Origin of the sequence: Brachybacterium massiliense, from assembly GCF_900184245.1 — a bacterium.
Lineage (GTDB): Bacteria > Actinomycetota > Actinomycetes > Actinomycetales > Dermabacteraceae > Brachybacterium > Brachybacterium massiliense.
This window is the reverse complement of sequence record NZ_FXXB01000003.1, coordinates 24,911-46,201: the sequence shown is the minus strand read 5'-3', so window position 1 is coordinate 46,201 and position 21,291 is coordinate 24,911. Positions and strand designations below refer to the sequence as shown.

The window sequence follows — 21,291 nt, the reverse complement described above, 5'->3', positions numbered from 1 at the left end:
CGCACCGGCAGCCCGCCTCAGCACGCAGCGCCCTCTCTCCCGCGCGCAGCGCCCTACTCACCCCCGCGCGCGGCGCCCTCTCACGTCAGCGCAGAGCAGCTTGTCACTTCTGGGCGGAGCGGCCGTACCAGTCGTCGATCAGGGCGCGGCCCATCGAGGCGCTGCCGGGCAGCTGGATCTCGTCGGCCTCGAGCGCGGCGGCGAGCTCCTCGCGAGTGAACCAGCGCGCCTCGGCGATCTCCTCGTCCTGCAGCGTGAGCTCGGCGGAGCCGGCCGCCCAGGCCCGGTAGCCGAGCATCAGCGAGCGGGGGAAGGGCCAGGGCTGGCTGCCCATGTACTCGACCTCCTCCACGATCACGCCGACCTCCTCCCCCACCTCGCGCACCACCGCGTTCTCGAGGCTCTCTCCCGGCTCGACGAAGCCGGCCAGCACCGAGTGGAAGCCGGTGGGGAAGTGCGCGTTGCGGGCCAGCAGCAGGCGGTCCTGCGCGTCGCGGACGGCCATGATCACTGCGGGATCGGTGCGGGGGAACTGCTCCGTGCCGTCCTCGGGGCAGCGCAGCACCCAGCCGGCCATCTCCGCCTCGAGCACGGCACCGCACTGCGGGCAGTGACGCATCGAGCGGTGCCAGAAGCCCATCGCCACCGCCGCGGCGGCGAGGTCGGCGTCGCGCTCATGCAGCCGGTCGGCGATGCGGCGCAGATCGCGCAGGTCCCGCCCGGGATCATCGAGCTCGGGGCTCGGCTCGGGGACCTCGACGCCCAGCACCCGGTATCCCTCGCGCCGGCCCAGCAGCACCAGCGGCTGCCGGGTCCCGCCGCGCGGGTCCTCGGTCTCGAGGGAGGCGTGGAGGGTGCCGTCCTCGTCCTCGCGCAGCGAGACCGCGCCGGCGCGGCTGACCAGGTAGCGCACGTCCTCGCCCGGCTCGAGGATCGTCTCGTCACCGCGCAGCAGCGCATCCCGGTCGGAGCCGAGGAGGGTCAGAGGGGTGCTGAGGTGTGGACCACGGAGCTTCGCCATGCTCCCGAGCCTACGCGGAGCGGCGGGCCCGGGCGGGTACGGTGGACGCGTGCATCGCAACTCCTATTCCCTGGCTGCCCTCGCCGCGGCGGCGGTCCCCGGGCTGATCCCGGTGAGGACCATGCCGATCGCCACCCCGGCCGAGGATCTCGACGTCGCCGGCATCGTGAGCGAGGATGGGCGGCGGGTCATGATCCTCTCCCCCTCCACGACCGCCGCGGGGATCCGTCTCGAGCGCGATCTGAGGGTGACCGATGCGCTCGCCGGCACACCGCTGCGCAGCGTGATCCCGCCGGTGCTCGGATTCGTGAAGCTCTCCGAGGGCGGGCGCTGCGCGGTGACCGAGGCGCCCGCCGGGGTGCCGCTGATGCTCGATGCGCTGCACGAGAGCGCGGAGCTGGCGCGTTCGCTGGGGCAGGTGCTGGCGCGGATCCACACCGTGCCGAGGTACGCCGCCGAGGCGGCCGGGGTGGAGTCCTTCACCCCGGAGGTGCTGCACGCCGAGCACCGTGCACGGATCGAGGCGGCCACGCAGGGCGGGCATCTGCCGGCCGCGGTGGCGCAGCGCTGGGACGCGCTGCTCGAGGACGAGGAGCTGTGGGACTTCACCCCGCAGTTCGTGCACGGGGATCTCTCCGAGGAGAGCCTGTTCATGGCCGGTGACCGGGTGAGCGCGCTGCGTGACTGGTCCTCCTCGAAGGTCGCCGATCCCGCGAGGGATCTGGCGTGGTTGATCTCCTCGCTCGAGCCCGAGCGCTTCGACGACCTCTACGGCGCCTACCGCGAGGAGCTGCCTACCTCGACCCATCCTCGGCTGATGGAGCGGGCGCAGGCGTTGGGTGAGTTCGCGGTGGCCGAGTGGCTCGCCCACGGCCTGGAGACCCAGGATGAGGAGATCGTCGCCGATGCGCGCGGGATGATCGCCGATCTGGATGCGGATCTCGCGCAGCTCGCCCGTGAGGAGGCCGAGCGCGCCTACGAGGAGATGCACTCCCGAGAAGAGGGCTGAACCCCAGCTCCTCCCGCCGGGCTCACCGCCCGGCCAGGCGCTGCGCGATCGTCTCGCGGGAGGGGTGGCGCCGCACCTCGTGGGTCACGCCCTCGGCCACGAAGTGGAAGGCGGTGCGGATCCGAGCCAGCGGCAGCCCGGTGCTCTCATGCCAGGCCAGCCGATACAGCGAGAGCTGCAGCGCCCGCTCGCGCAGCTGCGCCGCGGCGGGCACCCGGCCCGTCTTCCAGTCCACGATGAGCACGCCCTCGCTGCCGTCGGTGCCCTCGGGATCGGCGAAGACGGCATCGATCACGCCGCGTACCGCGATCTCGCCCACCCTGGTGTGGACGGGCTGCTCGACCGCGAGCGGTGAGCGCTGGGCCCATTCGGAGGCGTTGAAGGCCTCCCGCAGGCTGCGGTGGTCCATCTCGCTCCCCTCCCCCGCCTCGGGGTCCTCGAGGTCCACCAGGTCCTCGAGGTCCAGCAGGGTCGCGCTGTCGTAGCGCGATTCGAGCCAGGCGTGGAAGGCGGTGCCGCGGGCCGCGGCCGGTGAGGGCCGGCGCGGCAGCGGGCGCAGCAGGTCGATCGCCGCGGCCTGCGGGTCCTTGGCCTGGTGCACCACCTGGGAGGCGGAGAGCCGGGGCGGCGAGTGCACCAGCGGCGGGGCGGCCTGCTGCTCGAGGTCGGCGACGGCGCGGCGCACCAGCTCCGCGAGCTGAGGATCAGCGGGCTCGGACTGCTCCTGCGCGGCGACCTGCGCCAGCAGCTCAGCGGCGCGTGCCCGGGCCTGCTCCTGCTCTCCGGGCGCCGGGGGCCACTGGGCCTGGGCCCGCTCGCTCTCCAGCGGGTTCTGCTCGGGCACCTCCTGCACGATGCGGAAGCGCTCGGGCACCAGATCGCCGACCTCGGTGAGGTACCGGGAGCGGGGGCGGGCGGAGGTCAGCCCGCTGCGCCAGGCGGCGGAGGTCAGCAGCAGGCGGCGGCGGGCGCGGGTGACCGCGACGTACATCAGGCGCCGGTCCTCCCGCAGCGACTCCTCACCCTGCGCGAAGCGGAACTCCTCGATCAGGCCCTCGGCGTCGACCTGGGTGTCGGCCTCGGCCCAGGCGAGCTCCGGGAGGGTGTCGGCGTCCCCGCGCAGCGCGGTGGGCACCGAGGCCGAGGCGAGCTTGCCCAGCCATCCGTCGCCGGGCACCCGCACCCGGCCCGCCTCGTCGGTCTTCGCGCGTCGCAGGTCGTAGGAGGGGACGGTGCCCTCGGTGAGGCCGGCGACGGCGACCAGGTCCCATTCGAGCCCCTTGGCGGAGTGCATGGTGACGATGGTGACCGCGGCCGGGTCATGCGCGGTCTCGGGGGCGGCGGTGACGGACAGGCCCGCCTCCTCGTCCTCGCTGATCTCGAGCAGGTCGAGGTAGGCGCCGAGCCCGCCGCGGCGTGCGGTGCGGTCGAAGGAGGCCGCGTGGTCGCGGAAGGCCTCGAGGTCGGCGAGGGCCCGGGAGTCGGGCTCGGTCTGCAGCAGGGTGAGGTCCACCTCGAGCAGCCGGGTCGCGGCGGTGACGAGGTCGGGCAGAGGCAGCGGCAGCAGGCGCCGCATCTCCCGCAGGATCTGCTGGATCTGGAGCAGGCGCTCCCGGCCGGGTGCGGACAGGGACCGGCCGGAGGGGTCGGTCCAGTCCACGGGCGGGAGGTCGTCGACCGCGTCCACCAGGGACACGGACTCGACCTCGTCCTGGCCCCCGGGGGTGTCGGACTCGCGGCGCAGCCGTGATCCCATCCGGTCCCGCCAGCGGCCCAGCACCGCGAGGTCGCGGGCGCCGAGGCGGAAGCGGGGCCCGGTCAGCAGGCGCATCAGCGCGTCGCCGCGCCCGGGGTCATGGGCGCATTCGAGCACGGCGCGGACGTCGGCGACCTCGGGCCGGTGCAGGAGCCCGCCGAGCCCCACCACCTCGGCGCTGAGGCCGAGCTCCTCGAGGCCCTCGACCAGTGCGGGGATCTGCCGGCGAGCGCGCACCAGCACCGCGGCGGAGGCCGGCGGCTCGTCCTGGGGGCCCTCCGCGCGCCGCGCGAGGATCCACTGGCCGATGGCGCGCGCCTCGGCGCGCTCGTCGGAGGCCTCGACGATCTCGCAGGCTCCCTCCCCTGCGCCGGGGCGGGCCTGCAGCTCGGGGATGGTCAGGCCCGCATCGGCGCGGCGCAGCGGGGCCGCGAGCCGGTTCGCGACCGAGAGCACCGCCTCGTCGTTGCGCCAGGAGGTGGAGAGGCTGCACTCGAGCACGGGCTGCTCGGGCGTCGCGAAGGCGGTGGCGAAGCCTGCCAGCGAGGCGGCGGAGGCGCCGCGCCAGCCGTAGATCGCCTGCTGCGGATCGCCGACGGCGCACGCGGCGTGGCCGGGACCGAAGAGGTCGGTGAGCATCTGCAGCTGGGCCACGGAGGTGTCCTGGAACTCGTCCAGCAGCACCACCTTGTGCATGCGCCGGGCGAGGGCGCCGGCCGCAGGCACCTCGCGGGCCACGCGGGCGGCGAGGGAGACCTGGTCGGCGAAGTCGAGGGCGGAGGCTTCGGTGCGGATCTGCGCGAAGCGCTCGAGCAGCGGGATCAGGGCCAGGCGGGACTCGAGCGCGCCGAGCACGGAGGCCACGGCCTTCGGGGTGGTGCGGCGGCGTCCCTCGACCTGCAGCGGGATGCCGGAGAGGTGGGAGCGGATCCGCTCGAGGTGCTCGGCCAGCTGGGCGGGGGTGGCCAGGTGGTCCGCGAGCGAGGAGGTCAGCGAGAGCAGCGCGGCGGTGAGCGTCGCCGGGGAGGCCTCGAGGTCGAGCGAGTCGTCCCAGCCCTCGATGATCTCGTGGGCGAGCTGCCAGGAGGCGGAGGTGGACATCATGGTCAGCTCGGGGTCGATCCCGACGGCGAGCGCATGCTCGCGCACCAGGTCCAGGGCGAAGCCGTTGTAGGTGTGGACCACGGGCCGCTGCCCCACCAGGTCATCGCCGCCGCGCGCGAGCCCCGCCGGCAGCGGGAGCCCCTCGCCGCGCAGGGCGGAGGCGAGGGTGGACAGGCGCGCGGAGATCCTCTCGCCGAGCTCGTGCGCCGCCTTGCGGGTGAAGGTCAGTCCCAGCACCTGGCGGGGTTCGACGATCCCGTTGGCGATCAGCCACACCACGCGCGAGGCCATGGTCTCCGTCTTGCCGGAGCCGGCTCCGGCGACCACCAGCATCGGGGCCAGCGGCGCCTCGATCACGCGGGTCTGCTCGGCGGTGGGCGGGGGCTGCTCGAGCAGGGCGGCGTCCGGGTGGGGGCAGAGGCGTGCTCACAGCTGGTCTCCTTCGGGCTGCAGGGGGCAGCTGCTGCGCACGGCGCAGTGCGTGCAGTGGGTGTTGACTCGGGCGGTGACGCGGTCGCCGGAGACCTCGCGGGAGACCTGCTGGACGAGGTCGTCGAACCAGGCGGGGTCCTCGGCGCGGGGCAGCGCGGTCTGGGTGCGCACGGCGGCCTTCTTCCCTCCGGTGCCGACGTACACCAGCTGCGCCCCGTTCAGCCGTGCGGGCGCGTCCTCGCCGAGCTGCTCGTTCAGGGCGCCCTCGCGCACCGCGGCCTGGTAGGCGGCCAGTTGGAGGTCCTGCTCCGCTTTCGCGGCGGTCTTCGCGGCGCGGCCGGACTTGAGGTCCACCACGCGCAGGCCCGTCGCATCGCCCTCGATCCGGTCGATGCTGCCGCGCAGCCGCACCGCCCCGAGCTCGACCTCGAAGGGCGCCTCGACGGCGAGCGGCTCGCCCGCGCCGCGCAGGTGCTCCTCGAGCAGGCGGGCGGCGTCCTCGGCGCGGCGCACGCGGCGACGCCCGGACCAGGTCTCGGTGCCGGGCACGGTGCGCAGCAGGGTGTGCAGCTCGGTGAGCAGGTCCCCCTCGTGCTCCGGCCCGCGGGGGTGGACCTGGGCGAGGTGGTGCAGGGCGGTGCCGATCAGCTGGGCGGGACCGCCGGCGCGGGTGCCGCCGGCGCGCTCCATCAGCCAGGACTGCGGGCAGTCCGCGGCGCGCTCGAGGGCCGAGGGCGAGAGTCGGATCGGGTCCCCGAGCTCGTGCAGCGGCTCGGTGGAGCTGGGGTCCTGGTGGTACCAGCGCCCGGGATCGGTGCCGGGCGCGCCGGCGCGGCCGAGAGCGGTGAGGGCGAGAGCGGCATCGCGCGCCTGTTCAGGGTCCTCGTCCTGCCGCAACCGTGCCCGCAGCGCCGCGACCAGTCGGCGGGCGTCCGGGGCGGGGCCGGGATCGCGCTGGAGGGTCTCGGCGTCGATCCAGGGATCGGCGGCGAGGCCCTCGAGCGCGTCGAACAGCGCCGAGGGCTCGTTGTGCTCGTCCCGGATCGCGGTGACCAGCACTCGGGAACGGGCACGGGCGAGGGCGCTGACGGCCAGGCGCAGCTCATCGGCCACCACCTGCTCACGCTGCAGCGCCCGCAGCGCCTCGGGCTCCGTCGGCGAGTCCGCGCCGCGCCGCGCCCCGGCCCACAGCGAGAGCTCGGCGGCGCCGAACAGGGTCGAGCGGAGCCGCAGATCGGGCCACGCGCCTTCCTGGAGGCGGGCGAGCACGACGGTGTCGCGGTGCTCTCCGGCGAGCTGGGCGGGGGTGAGCACCGCGATGCGGCCGCGGGCCTCGGCGGCGGGGGCGAGGGTGTCCTCCACGACGGCCTGGCCGCGGATCTGCTCGATGAGCTCGCCGGCGCCCGCGCCGGGCCGACGGTCGGTGAGACGCTCCGCCGCGGCGAACAGCTCGAGCAGGGCGTCGAGCCGGGAGGAGGCGAGCCGCGAGCGTGCCCCGTCGACGTCGCCCACGTCGCCGAGCGCGGCACGGCGCCATCCGCCGGCCAAGCCGGAGGCGTCCCAGGCGTGCCAGAGCACCTGCTGGGCGTCGGCCTCCCGGTGCTCGCGCACGGCGCGGATCATCTGGCGCACGCGGTGCACGGGGGCGGCGGCGCGGTCCCGCGCGTCGGGGGCGGGGAGGCCGGGAACCTCGTCCTCGACCAGGGCGCGGGCGAGCAGCTGCTCGCTGGGGGTCTCGCTGTCGGGCTCGGCGTGGCGGTGCGCGGACAGCAGCAGGCGGCGGATGCGGCGCAGCCGGAGGGTGTCGGCGTCGCCGAAGGGACCGCGCAGCAGCTCGGTGGCCACACGCGGGTCCAGCGGGGCGTCCTCGGGAGCCAGCCCGATCTCGAGGATCGTCATCAGATCGGAGACCGCGGCGACCTCGCGCAGCGGCTGGGGCCTGCGCGGGGCACGCACCGGCAGCCCGGTGCGGGCGAGGAGATCGGCGATATCCGCCACGGCGGCGCCCGAGCGGCACACCACGGCCATGTCGTCGTAGGCGATGCCCTCGCGGTGGTGCAGGTCCCGCAGGGCGGAGCCGATCAGGCGGGCCTCGTCCAGGGGGTCCTGCGCGGTCAGGGCCACCAGGCTCCCGGGCTCGGTGCCGCGGGGGCGGCGGGAGCGGGCCGGGGCGCCGGCCAGCGGGAGCCGGCCGCGCAGGGCATCGACCGTGGCGGTCAGGCCCGTGCTCTGGGCGTGCGCCCCCTCGAGCACGATCTCGCTGACCGGGCGCGGCAGCAGCTCCCGCAGCCGGTCGGCGGCGTCGGGGAGGGCGCCGCGAAAGGTGTCCACGGCGGCGTCGGGGCAGGCGCACACGAGCACGCGCGCTCCGGCGGTGGCCAGGGCCGCGACCAGCTCGATGCCGGCGGCGGTGAGGTCCTGGGCGTCATCGACCACGACCGTGCCGAAGGGCGCCGCAGCAGCGCGGCGGCGTCCTGCCAGGCGGGCCGGCCCCGCTCTCGGCCCAGGTCCTCGAGCGCGGCGGGGGTCAGGCCGAGCTCGCCCGCACGGGTGATGAGGTCCCGCAGCTCGGTGCGGAAGCCGGGCAGGGTGCGGGCCCCGGGATCGACGTCCAGGTGCCAGCTCTCGCGCAGGGAGATCAGCTCGGCCAGCAGCGCGTCCTGCTCGGCGCCGGTGACCAGGGTGGGCTCGCCCCGGCCGCGGCGGAGAGAGTCGGCGCGGAGCACGGCGTGGCCGAGCGCGGGAGGGGTCATCGCCCGCACCAGCCCCTGTCCGTGGACGGCGAGCGCGTCCCGCAGTCGGCCGGCAGCGTGCCGGCGCGGGGCCAGCAGCAGGGTGCCCTCGCCGGAGGCCTCGGCGGCGGCCAGCGCGAGCGCGGTGCGGCCGCTGCCCGGCCCGCCGTGGACGAGCACGTCCCCGCCATCCAGGAGGATCTCCGCAGCCCGGCGCTGCTCGTGGTCCAGGGCCTCGTGCGGGAGCACGGCGGGCAGCGCGGCGAGGTCGGGTCCGAGCAGGCGGATGCCCTCCCCCGTGATCGTGCCTGTCCGTCGCATGCCCCCATTCCACCTCACCCACCCGACAGCCGACCTCACCGACCTCACCGACGGGGCATCGGGACGGCGGTAGAGTGGCGGGGATCACGAGGAGTCCCCACGTTGTCCCGCAGCGCCCTCCTCCCGCTGCCGCCCCCATCGGAGGCTGACGCCATGACCACGTCCCCCACGGCGAGGATGCCGCGTGCTCAGCGACGCAGCCAGCTGCTCGAGCTGGCCACGCGCGTGTTCACCGAGAAGGGCTTCCAGGCCACGTCGATGGATGACATCGCCGCCGCCGCCGGTGTCACCAAGCCCGTGCTCTACCAGCATTTCGACTCCAAAGAGTCCCTGTACGTCGAGGTGCTCGACATCATCGCCGAGTCGATGCTCGAGGAGGTCCGCGCCCTGGGCGAGCACGAGGGCGACACCGTCTCCCGCGTGCGCACCGGGCTGCACCGCTTCTACCGCTTCGTGGCGCTGGACAACTCGCTGCGCCTGTTCACGGGCCACGAGGTGATCTCGGAGGTGGTCCAGGAACGGGTGGTGGCGGTGCTGGACCGGCTGGCGCTCGAGCTCGCGGGCGTGCTGATCGCCTCCCGTCAGGTGAGCACGGAGCAGTCCCGCTCCCTGGGGCGGGCGTTCATCGCCGTCGCCCAGACCACCGCGCAGCTGCTGCACGCCGCCGGCGACGAGGCCGAGCGCGAGGAGATCCTCGAGACGATGACCACCACGATGGTGCACGGTCTGACCGGATTCGCGCCGCGCGAGAAGCCCCGTGTCGCCGGGGTTGTGCTGGGGGCGGACACAGGGCCCGCGGCAGTCTCCGACGCGTAGACTTCCAGCGCCACAGCAACGAACGTCCCCGCCCTGCCGGCGGGGGGAAGGTCAGGTCATGGAGATCCGTATCGGCATCCAGCACTCCCCTCGCGAGATCGTGATCGAGTCCGCGGAGAAGCATGATGCGCTGCTCGAGCGTCTCAGCGCCGCGGTCGCCGAGGGCGCCCCGGTCACCCTCGTGGACGACAAGGGCCGCACCGTGCTGATCCCGGGCGCGAAGGTCGCCTATGCGGAGGTCTCCACCGAGGAGCCCCGCCGCGTCGGCTTCCTCGGCTGATCCCCTATGGCCTCTGGAGAGGATCGGCCCCAGGACCGGACCGAGCCCCTCGAGGGTGACGCCGCCGCCGGCACCCCGACGGAGCGGGAGGACGACTCCCCCCCCCGCCGCAGGGCCCTGCGGCGGCGTCGGGCGCGCCTGCTGCACATCACCACCACGGCGGTGGTGGCGGTGCTCGGCGCGATCGTCGGGCTGCTGCTGGTCCCCGCCACCAAGGTGGAGGTCGGGCCTCTCACCGCGAGCGTCCACCTGAGGCCCTCCCTGGCCTCGGAGACGGTGCTCCTGCTGCCTCCCGTGGGCGAGGTCGTGTTCGACTCCCACACCGCACCGGTGCGGATCGAGGCCCGGGTCAAGGGCGTGGACGTCGAGAAGGCCGAGGCCCTGTTCTATGCCGATTCCGGCTTCGCGGAGCTGCAGCGCACCGCCCCCGAGGCGATCACCTCCGCCGCGGCCCTCAATGCCGCGCTGAACGCCCTCTTCGCCGCCGCAGGCGCGGGCCTGGCTGTGGGCCTCACCTTCCGCCGGGTGCGGCGCTCCCTGGCCGCGGCCGGCGGCGCCGTCGCGGTGGTCGGGGCGAGCGTGGGCGCGGCCTCGGTGACGTTCTCGCCCGAGTCGCTGAACCAGCCCAAGTTCGAGGGGCTGCTCTCCCAGGCCGCCTATATCGCGGACCTCGGCCACGGCACCGTGATCGACTACCAGAGCTACCGCGACACGCTCGCCGAGTTCGTGGGCCAGGTCTCCGCCCTCTACATCGCCGCGGACTCCCTGCCGGTGGGGCTGGACCAGGAGAACCTGATCACCGTCCTGCACGTCTCGGACATCCACGACAACCCGCAGGCCTACGACGTGATACGCGAGCTGAACTCGCAGTTCGCGATCGACGTGGTGATCGACACCGGTGACATCGTCTCCTGGGGCACCCCGCTGGAGAACGAGCTGCTGCATTCGATCGGCGGGCTCGACGTCCCCTACGTGTACATCAGCGGCAACCATGACGGGGCCGCCGCGGCCGCGACCATCGAGGCGCAGCCGAACGCGACCGTGGTCGACAACGAGGTGGTCGAGGTCGCCGGGCTGCGCATCGCGGGCATCGGCGATCCCCGCTTCGCGGCCGACGACGACTCCGACGCCGGCGGCTGGCGCGAGGGGGACGAGGCCGTGATCGCCAGCGCGTTCCAGCTCGGCGACACCATCGAGACCCACGACCGGGAGAATCCCGAGGAGCCGGTGGACCTGGCCCTGCTCCACGACCCGACCAAGCCCAAGGGGCTGCTGGGCCGGGTGCCGATGGTGCTGTCCGGGCACATGCACACCTCGAACGTCGAGCTGGACCGGGAGGAGTCCGGCACGGACTGGCTGACCGTCGGCTCGACCGGCGGGGCGCTCGCCTCCGGCGGGGTCGCCCCTGTGCTCCAGGGCGACGACCCGCTCGAGCTGACCGCCCGGATGCTGTACTTCGACAAGGACACCCGGCGCCTGGTCGCCTACGACGACATCGTCATGGGCGGCCTGGGGCTGGTGTCCGTCTCCATCCAGCGCTCCCAGATGCCGGAGGAGGTCCCCGAGCTCGAGGTGCCCGAGGGCGCCGAGACCCCCGAGGGCACGGTGCCCCCGGAGCAGGAGGTCGAGCCCGGCGAGGGCCTGCCTGACGAGGACCGCGTCACCCCCACCGACCCGGTCAGTCCCCTGCCCGAGATGAGCGACGGAGGCCAGGGGTGAGCACCCGCTCGCCCCTGGCCCCGGGCCGGCACAGCCATGGGGGATACCATGGCCGTGCATATCCATGATCAGAGAGTTGAACGGTGCCTGAAACAATCCCGCACACCGACGAGGCCGTGTCGGCCTCCCCCGCCGTCGAGCAGAGCTCCGGCACCTCCGCCCCGACCGAGCCGGAGAAGACCTTCGCCGACTTCGACGTCCGCACGGACATCGTCGAGGCGCTCGCCTCGAAGGGCATCACCACGCCCTTCCCGATCCAGGCGCTGACCCTGCCGGTGGCCCTGCGCGGCCGCGACATCATCGGCCAGGCCAAGACCGGCACCGGCAAGACGCTCGGCTTCGGCATCCCCCTGCTGCAAAACACCGTGGCACCGGGCGAGCCCAACCCGAAGAACCGTGAGATCGGCAGGCCGCAGGCCCTCGTGGTGCTACCCACCCGTGAGCTCGCGGTCCAGGTCGCCAAGGATCTCGAGACCGCCTCGGTCAAGCGCCCCATCCGCATCCTCACCGTCTACGGCGGCCGTGCCTACGAGCCGCAGATCGAGGCGCTCGAGAAGGGCGTGGACGTGGTGGTCGGCACCCCCGGGCGCCTGATCGACCTGATGCGCCAGAAGTACCTGGACCTGTCCCAGGTGCGCACCGCGGTGCTCGACGAGGCCGACGAGATGCTCGACCTCGGCTTCCTCGAGGACATCGAGAAGCTGCTGCAGGCCGTGCCGTCCGAGCGGCAGACGATGCTGTTCTCGGCGACGATGCCCGGCCCGATCATGGCGCTGGCCCGCCGCTTCATGAAGCAGCCCACGCACATCCGCGCCCACGATCCCGGTGACGAGGCCCGCACCAAGGCGGACATCAAACAGGTCGTCTACCGTGCGCACCAGCTCGACAAGATCGAGGTGATGGCCCGCATCCTGCAGGCCCGCGGCCGGGGACTGTCGATCATCTTCATGCGCACCAAGCGCCAGGCAGACCGGGTCGCCGGCGATCTGGCCGATCGCGGCTTCGCGGCCGCGCCGCTGCACGGCGACCTCGGCCAGGGCGCCCGCGAGCAGGCTCTGCGCGCCTTCCGCAACGGCAAGATCGATGTGCTGGTCGCGACCGACGTCGCCGCCCGCGGCATCGACGTCACCGACGTGACCCATGTCGTGAACTGGAACTGCCCGGACGACGACAAGACCTACCTCCACCGCACCGGCCGCACCGGCCGCGCGGGCAAGAAGGGCACCGCGATCACGTTCGTGGACTGGGAGGACCTGGCGCGCTGGGCCCTGATCGCCCGCCAGCTGGGGCTCGAGTCCACCGAGGCGGAGGAGACCTACTCCACCTCCGAGCACCTCTTCACCGATCTCGACATCCCCGTCGAGGCGAAGGGCACGCTGCCCAAGAGCGCGCGCACCCGCGAGGGCCTGGACGCCGAGGAGCTCGAGGACCTCGGCGGTCCCGACACCTCCGGACGCTCCGGGCGCGGCGGCCGTGAGGGCGGTCGCTCCGCAGGCGGTCGCGGCGGCCGTGGCGGAGACAAGCGCGGCGGCGAGGGCCGCGGCGGGCGCGGCGAGGGTCGTGGTGGCCGCGGTCGCGGCGACTCCGCCGAGGGCGAGGCGAGCACCCGCACCGCCGACGCCCCGGCCGACGCCCCGGCCGACGGCGAAGCCGCCCCCGAGCGTCCGCGCCGCTCTCGCCCCCGCTCTCGCACCCGCCGGGTCAACGGCGAGGTGGTCAGCGACTCCGCCGGCACCGACGAGTCCGCCTCCGGCGAGGGACGGCCCCGTCGCCGCCGCTCGCGCGGTGGGCGCGGACGCTCCGGCAACGGACGCGGCGCTGCCCCGCAGCAGGACTGATACCCGCAGCAGCACGGCGGCCCCTGACCTTCCCGGTCAGGGGCCGCCGTGCTGTGTCTGCCTCGTGCCGTGCGCCGGCCTCGGGCCTCAGGGGCGCAGCACTCGGGTGCCGCTCGTGGCCCGGGCCTCGATCTCCTCGAGCACGTGGGGCGCGGTGAGGTGCTCCCCCAGCCGGTTCGGCTTGCCGGTGCCGTGGAAGTCGCTGCCGCCGGTGATCAGCAGATCGTGGCGGCGGGCGAACTCCCCCAGGCGGGCGGTCTCGGTCCCCCCGTGCTCGCGGTGGTCCACCTCGAGGCCGTCCAGCCCCGCCTGCACCATCTGCTCGAGCAGCTCGAGGGGGAGGTCGTCGTCCCGGGTGACGGAGCCGGGATGCGCGAGCACCGAGACCCCGCCCGCCTCGCGGATCGCGCGGACCGCGTCGAGCGGTGAGGGGGCGTAGTAGGGGACGTAGTAGGGGCCCGAGGGCCGCAGCACCTCGGTGAAGGCGGCGGATCGGTCCGGGACCACCCCGGCGGCCACGAGCGCATCGGCGATGTGGGGGCGCCCGATCACCGTGGTGTCGCCCGCCACCTGCGCGGTGACGTCCTCCCAGGTGACCGGATGGTCCGCGGAGATCAGCTCGACCATCCGCCGGGCCCGCTCGATGCGCGAGGCGCGGGCGCGGGCCATCTCCGCGGCCAGCTCGGAGTCCTCGGAGGGGTCCACCAGGAAGGCGAGCACGTGCACGCTGCGGCTCTGGTCCTCGCTCGAGACCTCGATGCCCGGCACGGCGGTGACGCCGCTCGCGGCCACTGCGGCAGGCAGGTCGGGCCAGCCGGCCACGGTGTCGTGGTCGGTCAGGGCCAGCGCGTCCAGCCCCGCGGCACGAGCCTGCGCGAACAGCTCATGGACGCTGGTGGTGCCGTCGGAGCACGTGCTGTGCGAGTGCAGGTCGATGCGCTGGGTGCTTCCGGAGTCGGACCTCTCACTCATAGGTCCAGGGTAGACCGCGCCATGAGAGCATCGTGGTGTGAACACCGAGAACGTCAGTGACACCGACAGCACCACCGGCTCCGACCGGATGAAGGATCTCGCCTCGCGCGGCGACTCCCGCTCGCAGCGGCCCAGCAGCGAGGCCTTCCGCGAGTTCATCTCCTCCGGCTGGGACGAGACCGTCCCGGACGCCGCTCCGCTCGAGTCCGCGCGCTGGACGCCCTCGCGCCGCGATGCGCTCGTGCGCCGTCTGCCCGCCACCCGTCTGGTGCTGCCGGCCGGTGTGCTCAAGGTGCGCTCGAACGACACCGACTACCCCTTCCGCCCGGACACCGCCTTCGCGTACTACACGGGATTGGGCACCGATGAGGAGCCCGACAGCGTGCTCGTGGTCGAGCCCTCCGCCGAGGATCCGGGCACCGCGCAGGCGACGTACTTCTTCCGTCCCCGGGCGGGATTCGACACCAGCGAGTTCTACGCCGATGCCCGCTACGGCGAGATGTGGGTGGGCCGTCGCCCTACCCTCACCGAGGCCTCCCAGCGCCTGGGCGTCGAGGTGCGGCACATCGACGAGCTGCGCGACCACCTGGCCAAGGACGTCGGCGCGCAGCTGTCGCTGAGCATCATGCCGGGCGTGGACGCGGGCATCGAGGCGATGGTCGAGGAGATCCGCGCGCAGAACGGCCTGCCCGGCGGGGACGAGGCCGCCGCCGAGAACGCCGCCCTGAAGGAGGCTGCCAGCGAGCAGCGCCTGCTCAAGGACGAGTACGAGGTCGGCCAGATGCGCAAGGCGGTCGATGCGACCCTGCGCGGCTTCGAGGACGTCATCCGCGAGCTGCCGCGCGCCGTGGGCCATCCCCGCGGCGAGCGCGTCATCGAGGGCGTCTTCGCGGCCACCGCGCGCGCCGACGGCAATGGGGTCGGCTACGACACGATCGCCGCCGCGGGCGATCACGCCTGCACCCTGCACTGGATCCGCAACGACGGCGTGGTGCGCGGGGACGAGCTGGTGCTGATCGACGCCGGGGTCGAGGTCGACTCCCTGTACACCGCCGATGTCACGCGCACCCTGCCCGTCTCGGGCACCTTCTCCCCCACCCAGCGCAAGGTCTACGAGGCGGTGCTCGAGGCCGCCGACGCCGCCTTCGCGGTGGCCCGCCCGGGGCTGCGCTTCCGCGAGCTGCACGCCGCGGCGATGGAGGTGCTCGCCCGCACCCTCGCCGAGTGGGGCCTGCTGCCCGGCACGGCCGAGGAGTCGCTGTCCCCCGAGGGCCAGTGGCACCGCCGCTGGATGCCGCACGGCACCAGCCACCACCTGGGCATGGACGTCCACGACTGCGCGCAGGCCCGCCGCGAGATGTACCTCGATGCGGAGCTCGAGCCGGGGATGGTCTTCACGATCGAGCCGGGGCTGTACTTCAAGGAGAACGATCTGCTGGTGCCCGAGGAGCTGCGCGGCATCGGCGTGCGCATCGAGGATGACGTGCTGGTGACCGCGGACGGGGTCGAGAACCTCTCGGCCGCCGCCCCGCGCCGCGCCGACGACGTCGAGCGCTGGATGGCGGAGCTGCGCCGGTGAGCACCGCTGCGTCGCCGCGCTTCTATGCGGCCCGGCTCGCCGGCACCACTGTCTTCGATCCGATCGGGGACGTGGTGGCGACGGTCCGGGACGTGGTGGTGGTGCCGCAGTCCCGCACCAGCGCACGGGCCGTGGGGCTCGTGGTCGAGGTGTCGGTCAAGCGGCGGGTGTTCCTGCCGATCACGCGCGTCACCTCGATCTCGCCGGGCCAGGTCATCTCCACCGGTGTGCTCAACGTGCGCCGCTTCGAGAAGCGCACTGGCGAGCTGCTGGTGATCGGTGATCTGCTGGATCGTGCGGTGACGCTCAACGACGGCAGCGGCGAGGCGACCGTCCTGGACATCGCCCTGGATCAGGACCGTCACCGGGACTGGAACGTCTCGCGCCTGCACCTGCGCCGGCAGCGCCGGGGCGGGTCGCTGAGCCGCCTGGTCTCCCGGGGGGAGACCGTCACCGTGGAGCTGGGCGAGGTCTCGGGGCTGTACGGCACCCAGGCCGAGCAGTCCGCGCACCTGCTGGCCGCCTCCTACCAGGATCTCAACCCCGCCGACCTCGCCGAGGTGCTCCAGGAGCTCGAGCCCAAGCGCCGCATCGAGCTGGCGGTCGAGCTGGCCGACGAGCGCCTCGCCGACGTGCTCGAGGAGCTGCCCGAGGACATCCGCGTCGAGGTGGTCACCGGGATGGACGCCAAGCGCGCCGCCGACGTGCTGGATGCGATGGATCCCGACGACGCCGCGGACCTGGTCCAGGAGCTGCCCGATTCGGTCGCCTCCCATCTGCTGAGCCTGATGGAGCCCGAGGAGGCGGAGGACGTGCGCCGTCTGCTGGCGTACGACGAGTACACCGCCGGCGGCATGATGACCACGGAGCCGCTGATCGTGGCGCCCGAGACCCCGGTCGCGCACTGCCTGGCGATGATCAGCCGGGAGGAGGTGCATGCCGCGCTCGCCTCGACGGTGCACGTGTGCCGCTCCCCCCTCGAGACCCCGACCGGGAAGCTGCTGGGCATCGTCCACTTCCAGCAGCTGCTGCGCGAGCGCCCGGACCGCCCCGTCGGCGAGATCATCGACGCGGACCGCGTCTCCGTCGAGCCCACGGTGCCGCTGTCCACCGTCACCCGTGAGATGGCGACCTACAACCTGGTCTCGATCCCGGTGACCGATGAGGACGGGCGCCTGCTGGGCGCGGTGACGGTCGATGACGTGCTGGACCACGTGCTGCCCGATGACTGGCGCGAGCAGGACGAGCCGCCCGCGACGACCGGCCAGATCGATCTCTCGGAGATCGCCCGGGCCACCGCGCGCGACGCCGAGGACGAGACCGCGACGGACCGCACGAAGGGAGCGTGAGCATGGCCGAACGCAATCCGGACCCGCTCGACGACCCGGCACCGCGGCGTCGGCCCCTGCTGCGCAATCCGCTGCGCGGGGACGCCTTCGGGCGCGGCGCGGAGGGCTTCGCCCGGATGATGGGCACCCCGGCCTTCCTGGTCGGGATGACCGTCTTCTGTGCGGTGTGGCTGACCTGGAACTCGCTCATGCCCGAGTCCGCGCAGTTCGATCCGCGCGCCCTGAACTTCACGCTGCTGACGCTGATCCTCTCGCTGCAGGCCTCCTACGCCGCGCCCCTGCTGCTGCTGGCCCAGAACCGGCAGGACGACCGCGACCGCGTGCAGGCCGAGCAGGATCGTCAGTCCAACGAGCGCAACCACGCCACCACCGACTTCATCACGCGGGAGATCGCCTCGCTGCGCCTGGCCCTGAACGACGTCGCCACCCGCGACTTCGTGCGCGGCGAGCTGCGTGACCTCCTCGAGGAGCTCGAGGAGCCTCCCGCCCCCGCATCGACCGCCGACGAGCTGCGCACGATCCTCCGCGAGGAGGTCGAGGCGGCGCTTGAGCGCCGTGGGGCGCAGGGCGGTCCCACCTCGCCGAAGGAGCATAACCCGCAGTGAGCACGACCGAGCAGAGCACCCCAGGTCAGGCCGCCGGCGACGAGCGCGTCGCCCAGATCCATGAGGCGCTGAACGGGGTGATCGATCCGGAGATCCACCGCCCGATCACCGAGCTGGGCATGGTCGACTCGGTGACGATCGACGAGGCGGGCACCGCGAAGGTCCACGTGCTGGTGACCATCGAGGGCTGCCCCATGCGCGATCGCATCGAGCGCGAGACCGCCGAGGCCACCGCGACCGTGCCCGGGCTCGCCCGGGTCGAGGTGTCCACCAGCGCGATGACCGAGGAGCAGCGCACAGCGCTGACCACACGGCTGCGCCAGGGGCGACGCCAGATCCCCTTCAACCAGCCCGGCTCGCTCACCCGCATCTTCGCGATCTCCTCCGGCAAGGGCGGGGTGGGCAAGTCCACCGTCACCGCGAACCTCGCCGCGGCGATGGCGGCCGACGGCTTGCGCGTGGGCGTGATCGACGCCGACATCCACGGCTTCTCGATGCCGGGGATGTTCGGGATCACCGAGCAGCCCACGAAGGTCTCGGACCTGCTGATGCCGCCCGAGGCCCACGGGGTCGCGGTGATGAGCATCGGCATGTTCGTGCCCGAGGGGCAGGCGGTGGTCTGGCGCGGCCCGAAGATGCACCGGGCCATCGAGCAGTTCGCCTCCGACGTGTTCTGGGGCGATCTGGACGTGCTCCTGCTGGACCTCCCGCCAGGCACCGGCGACGTGGCGATCTCGGTGGCGCAGCTGCTGCCCAGCGCCCAGATGGTCGTGGTCACCACCCCGCAGCAGTCGGCCTCGAGCGTCGCCGAGCGGGTGGGCTCGCTGTCCACCTCGACGGAGCAGGAGATCGCCGGGGTCATCGAGAACATGTCCGGGCTGACCCTGCCCGACGGCACGGTGATGGACGTGTTCGGCACCGGCGGCGGCGACCGCGTCGCGGCGACTCTCGCCGACGCGGTGGGTCACGAGGTGCCCGTGCTGGGCCGGGTGGGTCTGGACCCGTCGCTGCGCGAGGGCGCGGATCAGGGGGTGCCGCTGGTGGTCTCCGCCCCGGACTCCCCCACCGCGATGGCGCTCAAGGGCGTGGCCCGGGCACTGGTGCGCAAGCCCCGCGGGCTGGGCGGGATGAAGCTGCCTCTCTCCGTGGCCTGAACGGTCCGGGCGGCTGTTCCCCGGCGTCGGCCGTGAGCGGCTCCGCCGGGCGGATGCTCGGACACGGAGCGGCTCAGGTGGCCTCGTCGTCGAACGGGGCGCGCTGGGGCCCTTCGCTCTTCGTCGACTTCCCGGCCTTCGAGCCCTTCTTCGCGGCCGCGCCCGCGGCGGCCCCGCCGGCGGCGATCGAGAGGGAGTCCTTGTCCGGCAGCAGCTCGGAGGGGTCGGTGTCGCCCCAGGCCTCACGGATGATGCGGCGGGGGTCGTACTGGCGCGGATCGTACTTCTTGAGGTCCTCGATGGCGATGCCCATCTCGTCCTCGACCGTGGTGCGCGAGTCATCGACCCAGCGGCGCGCCTGGCGCACCCACTGGATCAGCTGCCGGGTGACATCCGGGAGCCGCTGCGGCCCGACGAACACCAGGAAGACGACCAGCAGGACGACGATCTCCCACCCGCCGAGGCCGAAGAATCCGGTGCCGCCCATTGTCCACCTGTATGTGTCGAAGTCCGCTGAAGCAGTGCCATTATTGCATCGCGGCGCCGGTCCGGGCGTTCAGGGGAGAGAGCTGTCGTAGGATCGGCCAGATCGCACGTGCGAAGGGAGAGGATGCACTGATGTCGTCGGGAAAGGTGGCCGGCTGGGCACATGGTGAGGAGTTCGTCGACGAGACGACCCTCTTCTCCGACGACGGCGTCCTCGCCCGCGCCAGGGAGCGCGGCAGCGAGCTGGGGGCCACCCCGGTGCTCCCGGGCGCCGGCGCGCTGATGCGGGTCCTCGCCGCCGCGGTGCACGCGCGCGCAGCGGTCGAGATCGGCACCGGCAGCGGCGTCGGCTCCCTCTATCTGCTCTCGGGGATGCATCCCGACGGCGTGCTCACCACGATCGATCCCGAGGTCGAGAACCAGCGCGCGGCGCGCGAGGCCTTCGTCGAGGCGGGGATCCGCTCCCCGCGGGTGCGGACCATCGCCGGCCGGCCCCGCGACGTGGTCGGCCGCCTCACCGACCATGCCTACGACCTGGTCAGCTTCCCCGCTCATGCCCCGCACGCGCTGGACCTGCTCGAGCACGCCCGCCGCCTGCTGCGCCCGGGCGGGGTGCTGGTGATCCCCCACGCCCTGTACCACGACCGGGTCGCCGACCCCACCGCGCGCGATGCGACCACCCAGGCGGTGCGGGCGCTGCTGAAGGCGGTCACCGAGTCCGAGGATCTGGTCGCCGTGCTCACCGGCAGCGGCGACGGGGTGCTCGCCGCGGTGCTGCGCGGCTGAGCGCGCCCGCGAACGACGTCAGCCCCGCACCGAACGGTGCGGGGCTGACGTATGGAGCGGTGATTGCTACTTGATGACGCCCTCGAGAGCGTCCCGCAGCTCCTCGGCCTCCGACGCGGCGATCTCGACTACCAGACGGCCGCCTCCCTCGAGCGGAACGCGCATGATGATGCTGCGTCCCTCCTCCACGACTTCGAGCGGACCGTCCCCGGTGCGCGGCTTCATAGCAGCCATCGCGTGCCTCCTTGGTGTGTCACTGTCCTTGCATGGACCCCCGGACGGGACCTCGGGCAGTGCTCGTACGGTGGCCATTATCTCAGGTCTCGGGACCTTTTCGCACGCCGTGCCCGATGAGGCCTCGCAGGGAGCCCGATCCCGTCCCCGATCCGGCCCGTCGCGACCCCCACCATGAGCACCGCGACCACCGCCGCGACGAGCAGCAGGAGCACCACGATGGGGGCCACCGCACTCATCAGCGGGCTCCTTCCCGTGCGCCGCGCGGGCTCACTGCTCGGCCGCCACCTGGCGCACGGCGTCCTCGCGGGCCACGTGCTCCCGCGCCGCCTCCTTGAGGGCCTCGCGCTGGCTCGCGGTCTCCTCCTCCGCGGCCTCGCGCAGCACCTCGAGCGCCTCCTCGGTGGTGTCCACCACGCGCATCAGATCCACGTCCGGCGCGTTGATCATCCCGCCCTCGAGCACGGCGGTGCGCAGCCAGTCCAGCAGGCCCTGCCAGTAGTCGCGGCCCACCAGCACCACGGGGAACATGTCGATCTTGTGGGTCTGCATCAGGCACAGCGCCTCGAACAGCTCGTCGAGGGTGCCGAAGCCGCCCGGCATCACCACGAAGCCGCTGGAGTACTTCACGAACATGGTCTTGCGGGCGAAGAAGTAGCGGAAGTCGACGCCGAGGTCGACATAGTCGTTCATGCCCTGCTCGTAGGGCAGCTCGATCCCGAGGCCCACGGACACTCCCCCGGCCTCCTTCGCGCCGCGGTTGCCGGCCTCCATCACGCCGGGGCCGCCGCCGGTGATCACGGCATAGCCGAGCTCGACGATGCCCTTGGCGAGCTCGACGGTGCCGCGGTAGTAGGGGTCGTCCTGGCCCAGCCGCGCGGAGCCGAAGATGGAGATCGCCGGGCCCAGCTCGGCGAGCGCGCCGAAGCCCTCGACGAACTCGGACTGGATGCGCAGCACCCGCCACGGGTCCGAGTGGACCCACTGCCCGGAGCCGTCCTCCTCCAGGAGGCGCTGGTCGGTGGTGCGGTCCGGTCGCAGGTGTCCGCGCAGCGTGATCGGTCCCTTGCGGTGCTGGAGTCGTTCCTCAGGCGTCAT

18 protein-coding genes are annotated in these 21,291 nt (G+C 73.3%); 10 read left to right on the top strand and 8 right to left on the bottom strand.

What is annotated here, in order from left to right:
- Nucleotides 1–103: 103 nt before the first annotated feature.
- Nucleotides 104–1,021 carry an NAD(+) diphosphatase gene (nudC, locus tag BN4251_RS00525; RefSeq protein ID WP_087483230.1) on the bottom strand — a complete coding sequence of 306 codons (918 nt, stop codon included), beginning with the start codon at nucleotides 1,019–1,021 and terminating at the stop codon, nucleotides 104–106.
- Nucleotides 1,022–1,070: 49 nt separating this feature from the next.
- Between nudC and BN4251_RS00520 the strand changes: the two genes are divergently transcribed.
- The gene (locus BN4251_RS00520; RefSeq protein WP_087483229.1) at nucleotides 1,071–2,030 is read left to right on the top strand and encodes a phosphotransferase; all 960 of its coding nucleotides are present in this window, start codon (nucleotides 1,071–1,073) and stop codon (nucleotides 2,028–2,030) included.
- A gap of 22 nt (nucleotides 2,031–2,052) precedes the next feature.
- Here BN4251_RS00520 and BN4251_RS00515 read toward each other — a convergent pair whose 3' ends face one another.
- The 3 genes from BN4251_RS00515 to BN4251_RS18540 form a co-directional block, all read right to left on the bottom strand.
- On the bottom strand, nucleotides 2,053–5,286 hold the full coding sequence (locus tag BN4251_RS00515; RefSeq protein ID WP_087483228.1) for an ATP-dependent helicase: 3,234 nt from the start codon (nucleotides 5,284–5,286) through the stop codon (nucleotides 2,053–2,055).
- Nucleotides 5,287–5,316: 30 nt separating this feature from the next.
- Nucleotides 5,317–6,012, bottom strand: a complete 696-nt coding sequence (locus tag BN4251_RS19025; protein WP_483861825.1) for a RecB family exonuclease — start codon at nucleotides 6,010–6,012, stop codon at nucleotides 5,317–5,319.
- A gap of 1,526 nt (nucleotides 6,013–7,538) precedes the next feature.
- Nucleotides 7,539–8,375 (bottom strand): DEAD/DEAH box helicase, encoded by an 837-nt coding sequence (locus BN4251_RS18540; RefSeq protein WP_245810133.1) that lies wholly within the window; start codon nucleotides 8,373–8,375, stop codon nucleotides 7,539–7,541.
- Between the two features lie 153 nt (nucleotides 8,376–8,528).
- Here BN4251_RS18540 and BN4251_RS00505 point away from each other — a divergent pair, with 153 nt between their 5' ends.
- The 4 genes from BN4251_RS00505 to BN4251_RS00490 all read left to right on the top strand — a co-directional run bounded on the left by BN4251_RS00505 (nucleotide 8,529) and on the right by BN4251_RS00490 (nucleotide 13,028).
- Nucleotides 8,529–9,191, top strand: coding sequence for a TetR/AcrR family transcriptional regulator (locus BN4251_RS00505; RefSeq protein ID WP_087483227.1), 663 nt, complete (start codon nucleotides 8,529–8,531; stop codon nucleotides 9,189–9,191).
- Nucleotides 9,192–9,249: 58 nt separating this feature from the next.
- Nucleotides 9,250–9,471 carry a DUF3107 domain-containing protein gene (locus BN4251_RS00500; protein WP_087483226.1) on the top strand — a complete coding sequence of 74 codons (222 nt, stop codon included), beginning with the start codon at nucleotides 9,250–9,252 and terminating at the stop codon, nucleotides 9,469–9,471.
- A gap of 6 nt (nucleotides 9,472–9,477) precedes the next feature.
- Nucleotides 9,478–11,190, top strand: coding sequence for a metallophosphoesterase family protein (locus BN4251_RS00495; protein ID WP_087483225.1), 1,713 nt, complete (start codon nucleotides 9,478–9,480; stop codon nucleotides 11,188–11,190).
- Nucleotides 11,191–11,273: 83 nt separating this feature from the next.
- Entirely contained in the window at nucleotides 11,274–13,028 is a 1,755-nt protein-coding gene (locus tag BN4251_RS00490) for a DEAD/DEAH box helicase (RefSeq protein ID WP_087483224.1), read from the top strand.
- A gap of 87 nt (nucleotides 13,029–13,115) precedes the next feature.
- Here BN4251_RS00490 and BN4251_RS00485 read toward each other — a convergent pair whose 3' ends face one another.
- A complete protein-coding gene (locus tag BN4251_RS00485) occupies nucleotides 13,116–14,000 on the bottom strand; it encodes a PHP domain-containing protein (protein WP_087483223.1) in 885 nt (294 codons plus the stop codon).
- A gap of 37 nt (nucleotides 14,001–14,037) precedes the next feature.
- Here BN4251_RS00485 and BN4251_RS00480 point away from each other — a divergent pair, with 37 nt between their 5' ends.
- The 4 genes from BN4251_RS00480 to BN4251_RS00465 are packed head-to-tail and all read left to right on the top strand — an operon-like array spanning nucleotide 14,038 to nucleotide 18,687.
- On the top strand, nucleotides 14,038–15,579 hold the full coding sequence (locus tag BN4251_RS00480) for an aminopeptidase P family protein (RefSeq protein ID WP_087483222.1): 1,542 nt from the start codon (nucleotides 14,038–14,040) through the stop codon (nucleotides 15,577–15,579).
- Nucleotides 15,576–16,928, top strand: coding sequence for a magnesium transporter MgtE N-terminal domain-containing protein (locus BN4251_RS00475; RefSeq protein WP_170931758.1), 1,353 nt, complete (start codon nucleotides 15,576–15,578; stop codon nucleotides 16,926–16,928). Before BN4251_RS00480 ends, BN4251_RS00475 begins: the two co-directional genes overlap by 4 nt.
- A 2-nt stretch (nucleotides 16,929–16,930) precedes the next feature.
- Nucleotides 16,931–17,533, top strand: a complete 603-nt coding sequence (locus BN4251_RS00470; RefSeq protein WP_087483220.1) for a DUF1003 domain-containing protein — start codon at nucleotides 16,931–16,933, stop codon at nucleotides 17,531–17,533.
- On the top strand, nucleotides 17,530–18,687 hold the full coding sequence (locus tag BN4251_RS00465) for a P-loop NTPase (protein WP_087483219.1): 1,158 nt from the start codon (nucleotides 17,530–17,532) through the stop codon (nucleotides 18,685–18,687). Before BN4251_RS00470 ends, BN4251_RS00465 begins: the two co-directional genes overlap by 4 nt.
- Before the next feature lie 73 nt (nucleotides 18,688–18,760).
- On the opposite strand, the gene BN4251_RS00460 is transcribed toward BN4251_RS00465, so the two are convergent.
- A complete protein-coding gene (locus BN4251_RS00460) occupies nucleotides 18,761–19,174 on the bottom strand; it encodes a twin-arginine translocase TatA/TatE family subunit (RefSeq protein WP_087483218.1) in 414 nt (137 codons plus the stop codon).
- Between the two features lie 131 nt (nucleotides 19,175–19,305).
- Here BN4251_RS00460 and BN4251_RS00455 point away from each other — a divergent pair, with 131 nt between their 5' ends.
- Entirely contained in the window at nucleotides 19,306–19,959 is a 654-nt protein-coding gene (locus tag BN4251_RS00455; RefSeq protein ID WP_087483217.1) for an O-methyltransferase, read from the top strand.
- 66 nt (nucleotides 19,960–20,025) lie between these two features.
- Here the strand turns inward: BN4251_RS00455 and BN4251_RS00450 are convergent, their stop codons facing one another.
- A complete protein-coding gene (locus tag BN4251_RS00450; RefSeq protein WP_087483216.1) occupies nucleotides 20,026–20,193 on the bottom strand; it encodes a DUF3117 domain-containing protein in 168 nt (55 codons plus the stop codon).
- Nucleotides 20,194–20,463: 270 nt separating this feature from the next.
- Nucleotides 20,464–21,291, bottom strand: a complete 828-nt coding sequence (locus BN4251_RS00440; RefSeq protein ID WP_087483214.1) for an LOG family protein — start codon at nucleotides 21,289–21,291, stop codon at nucleotides 20,464–20,466.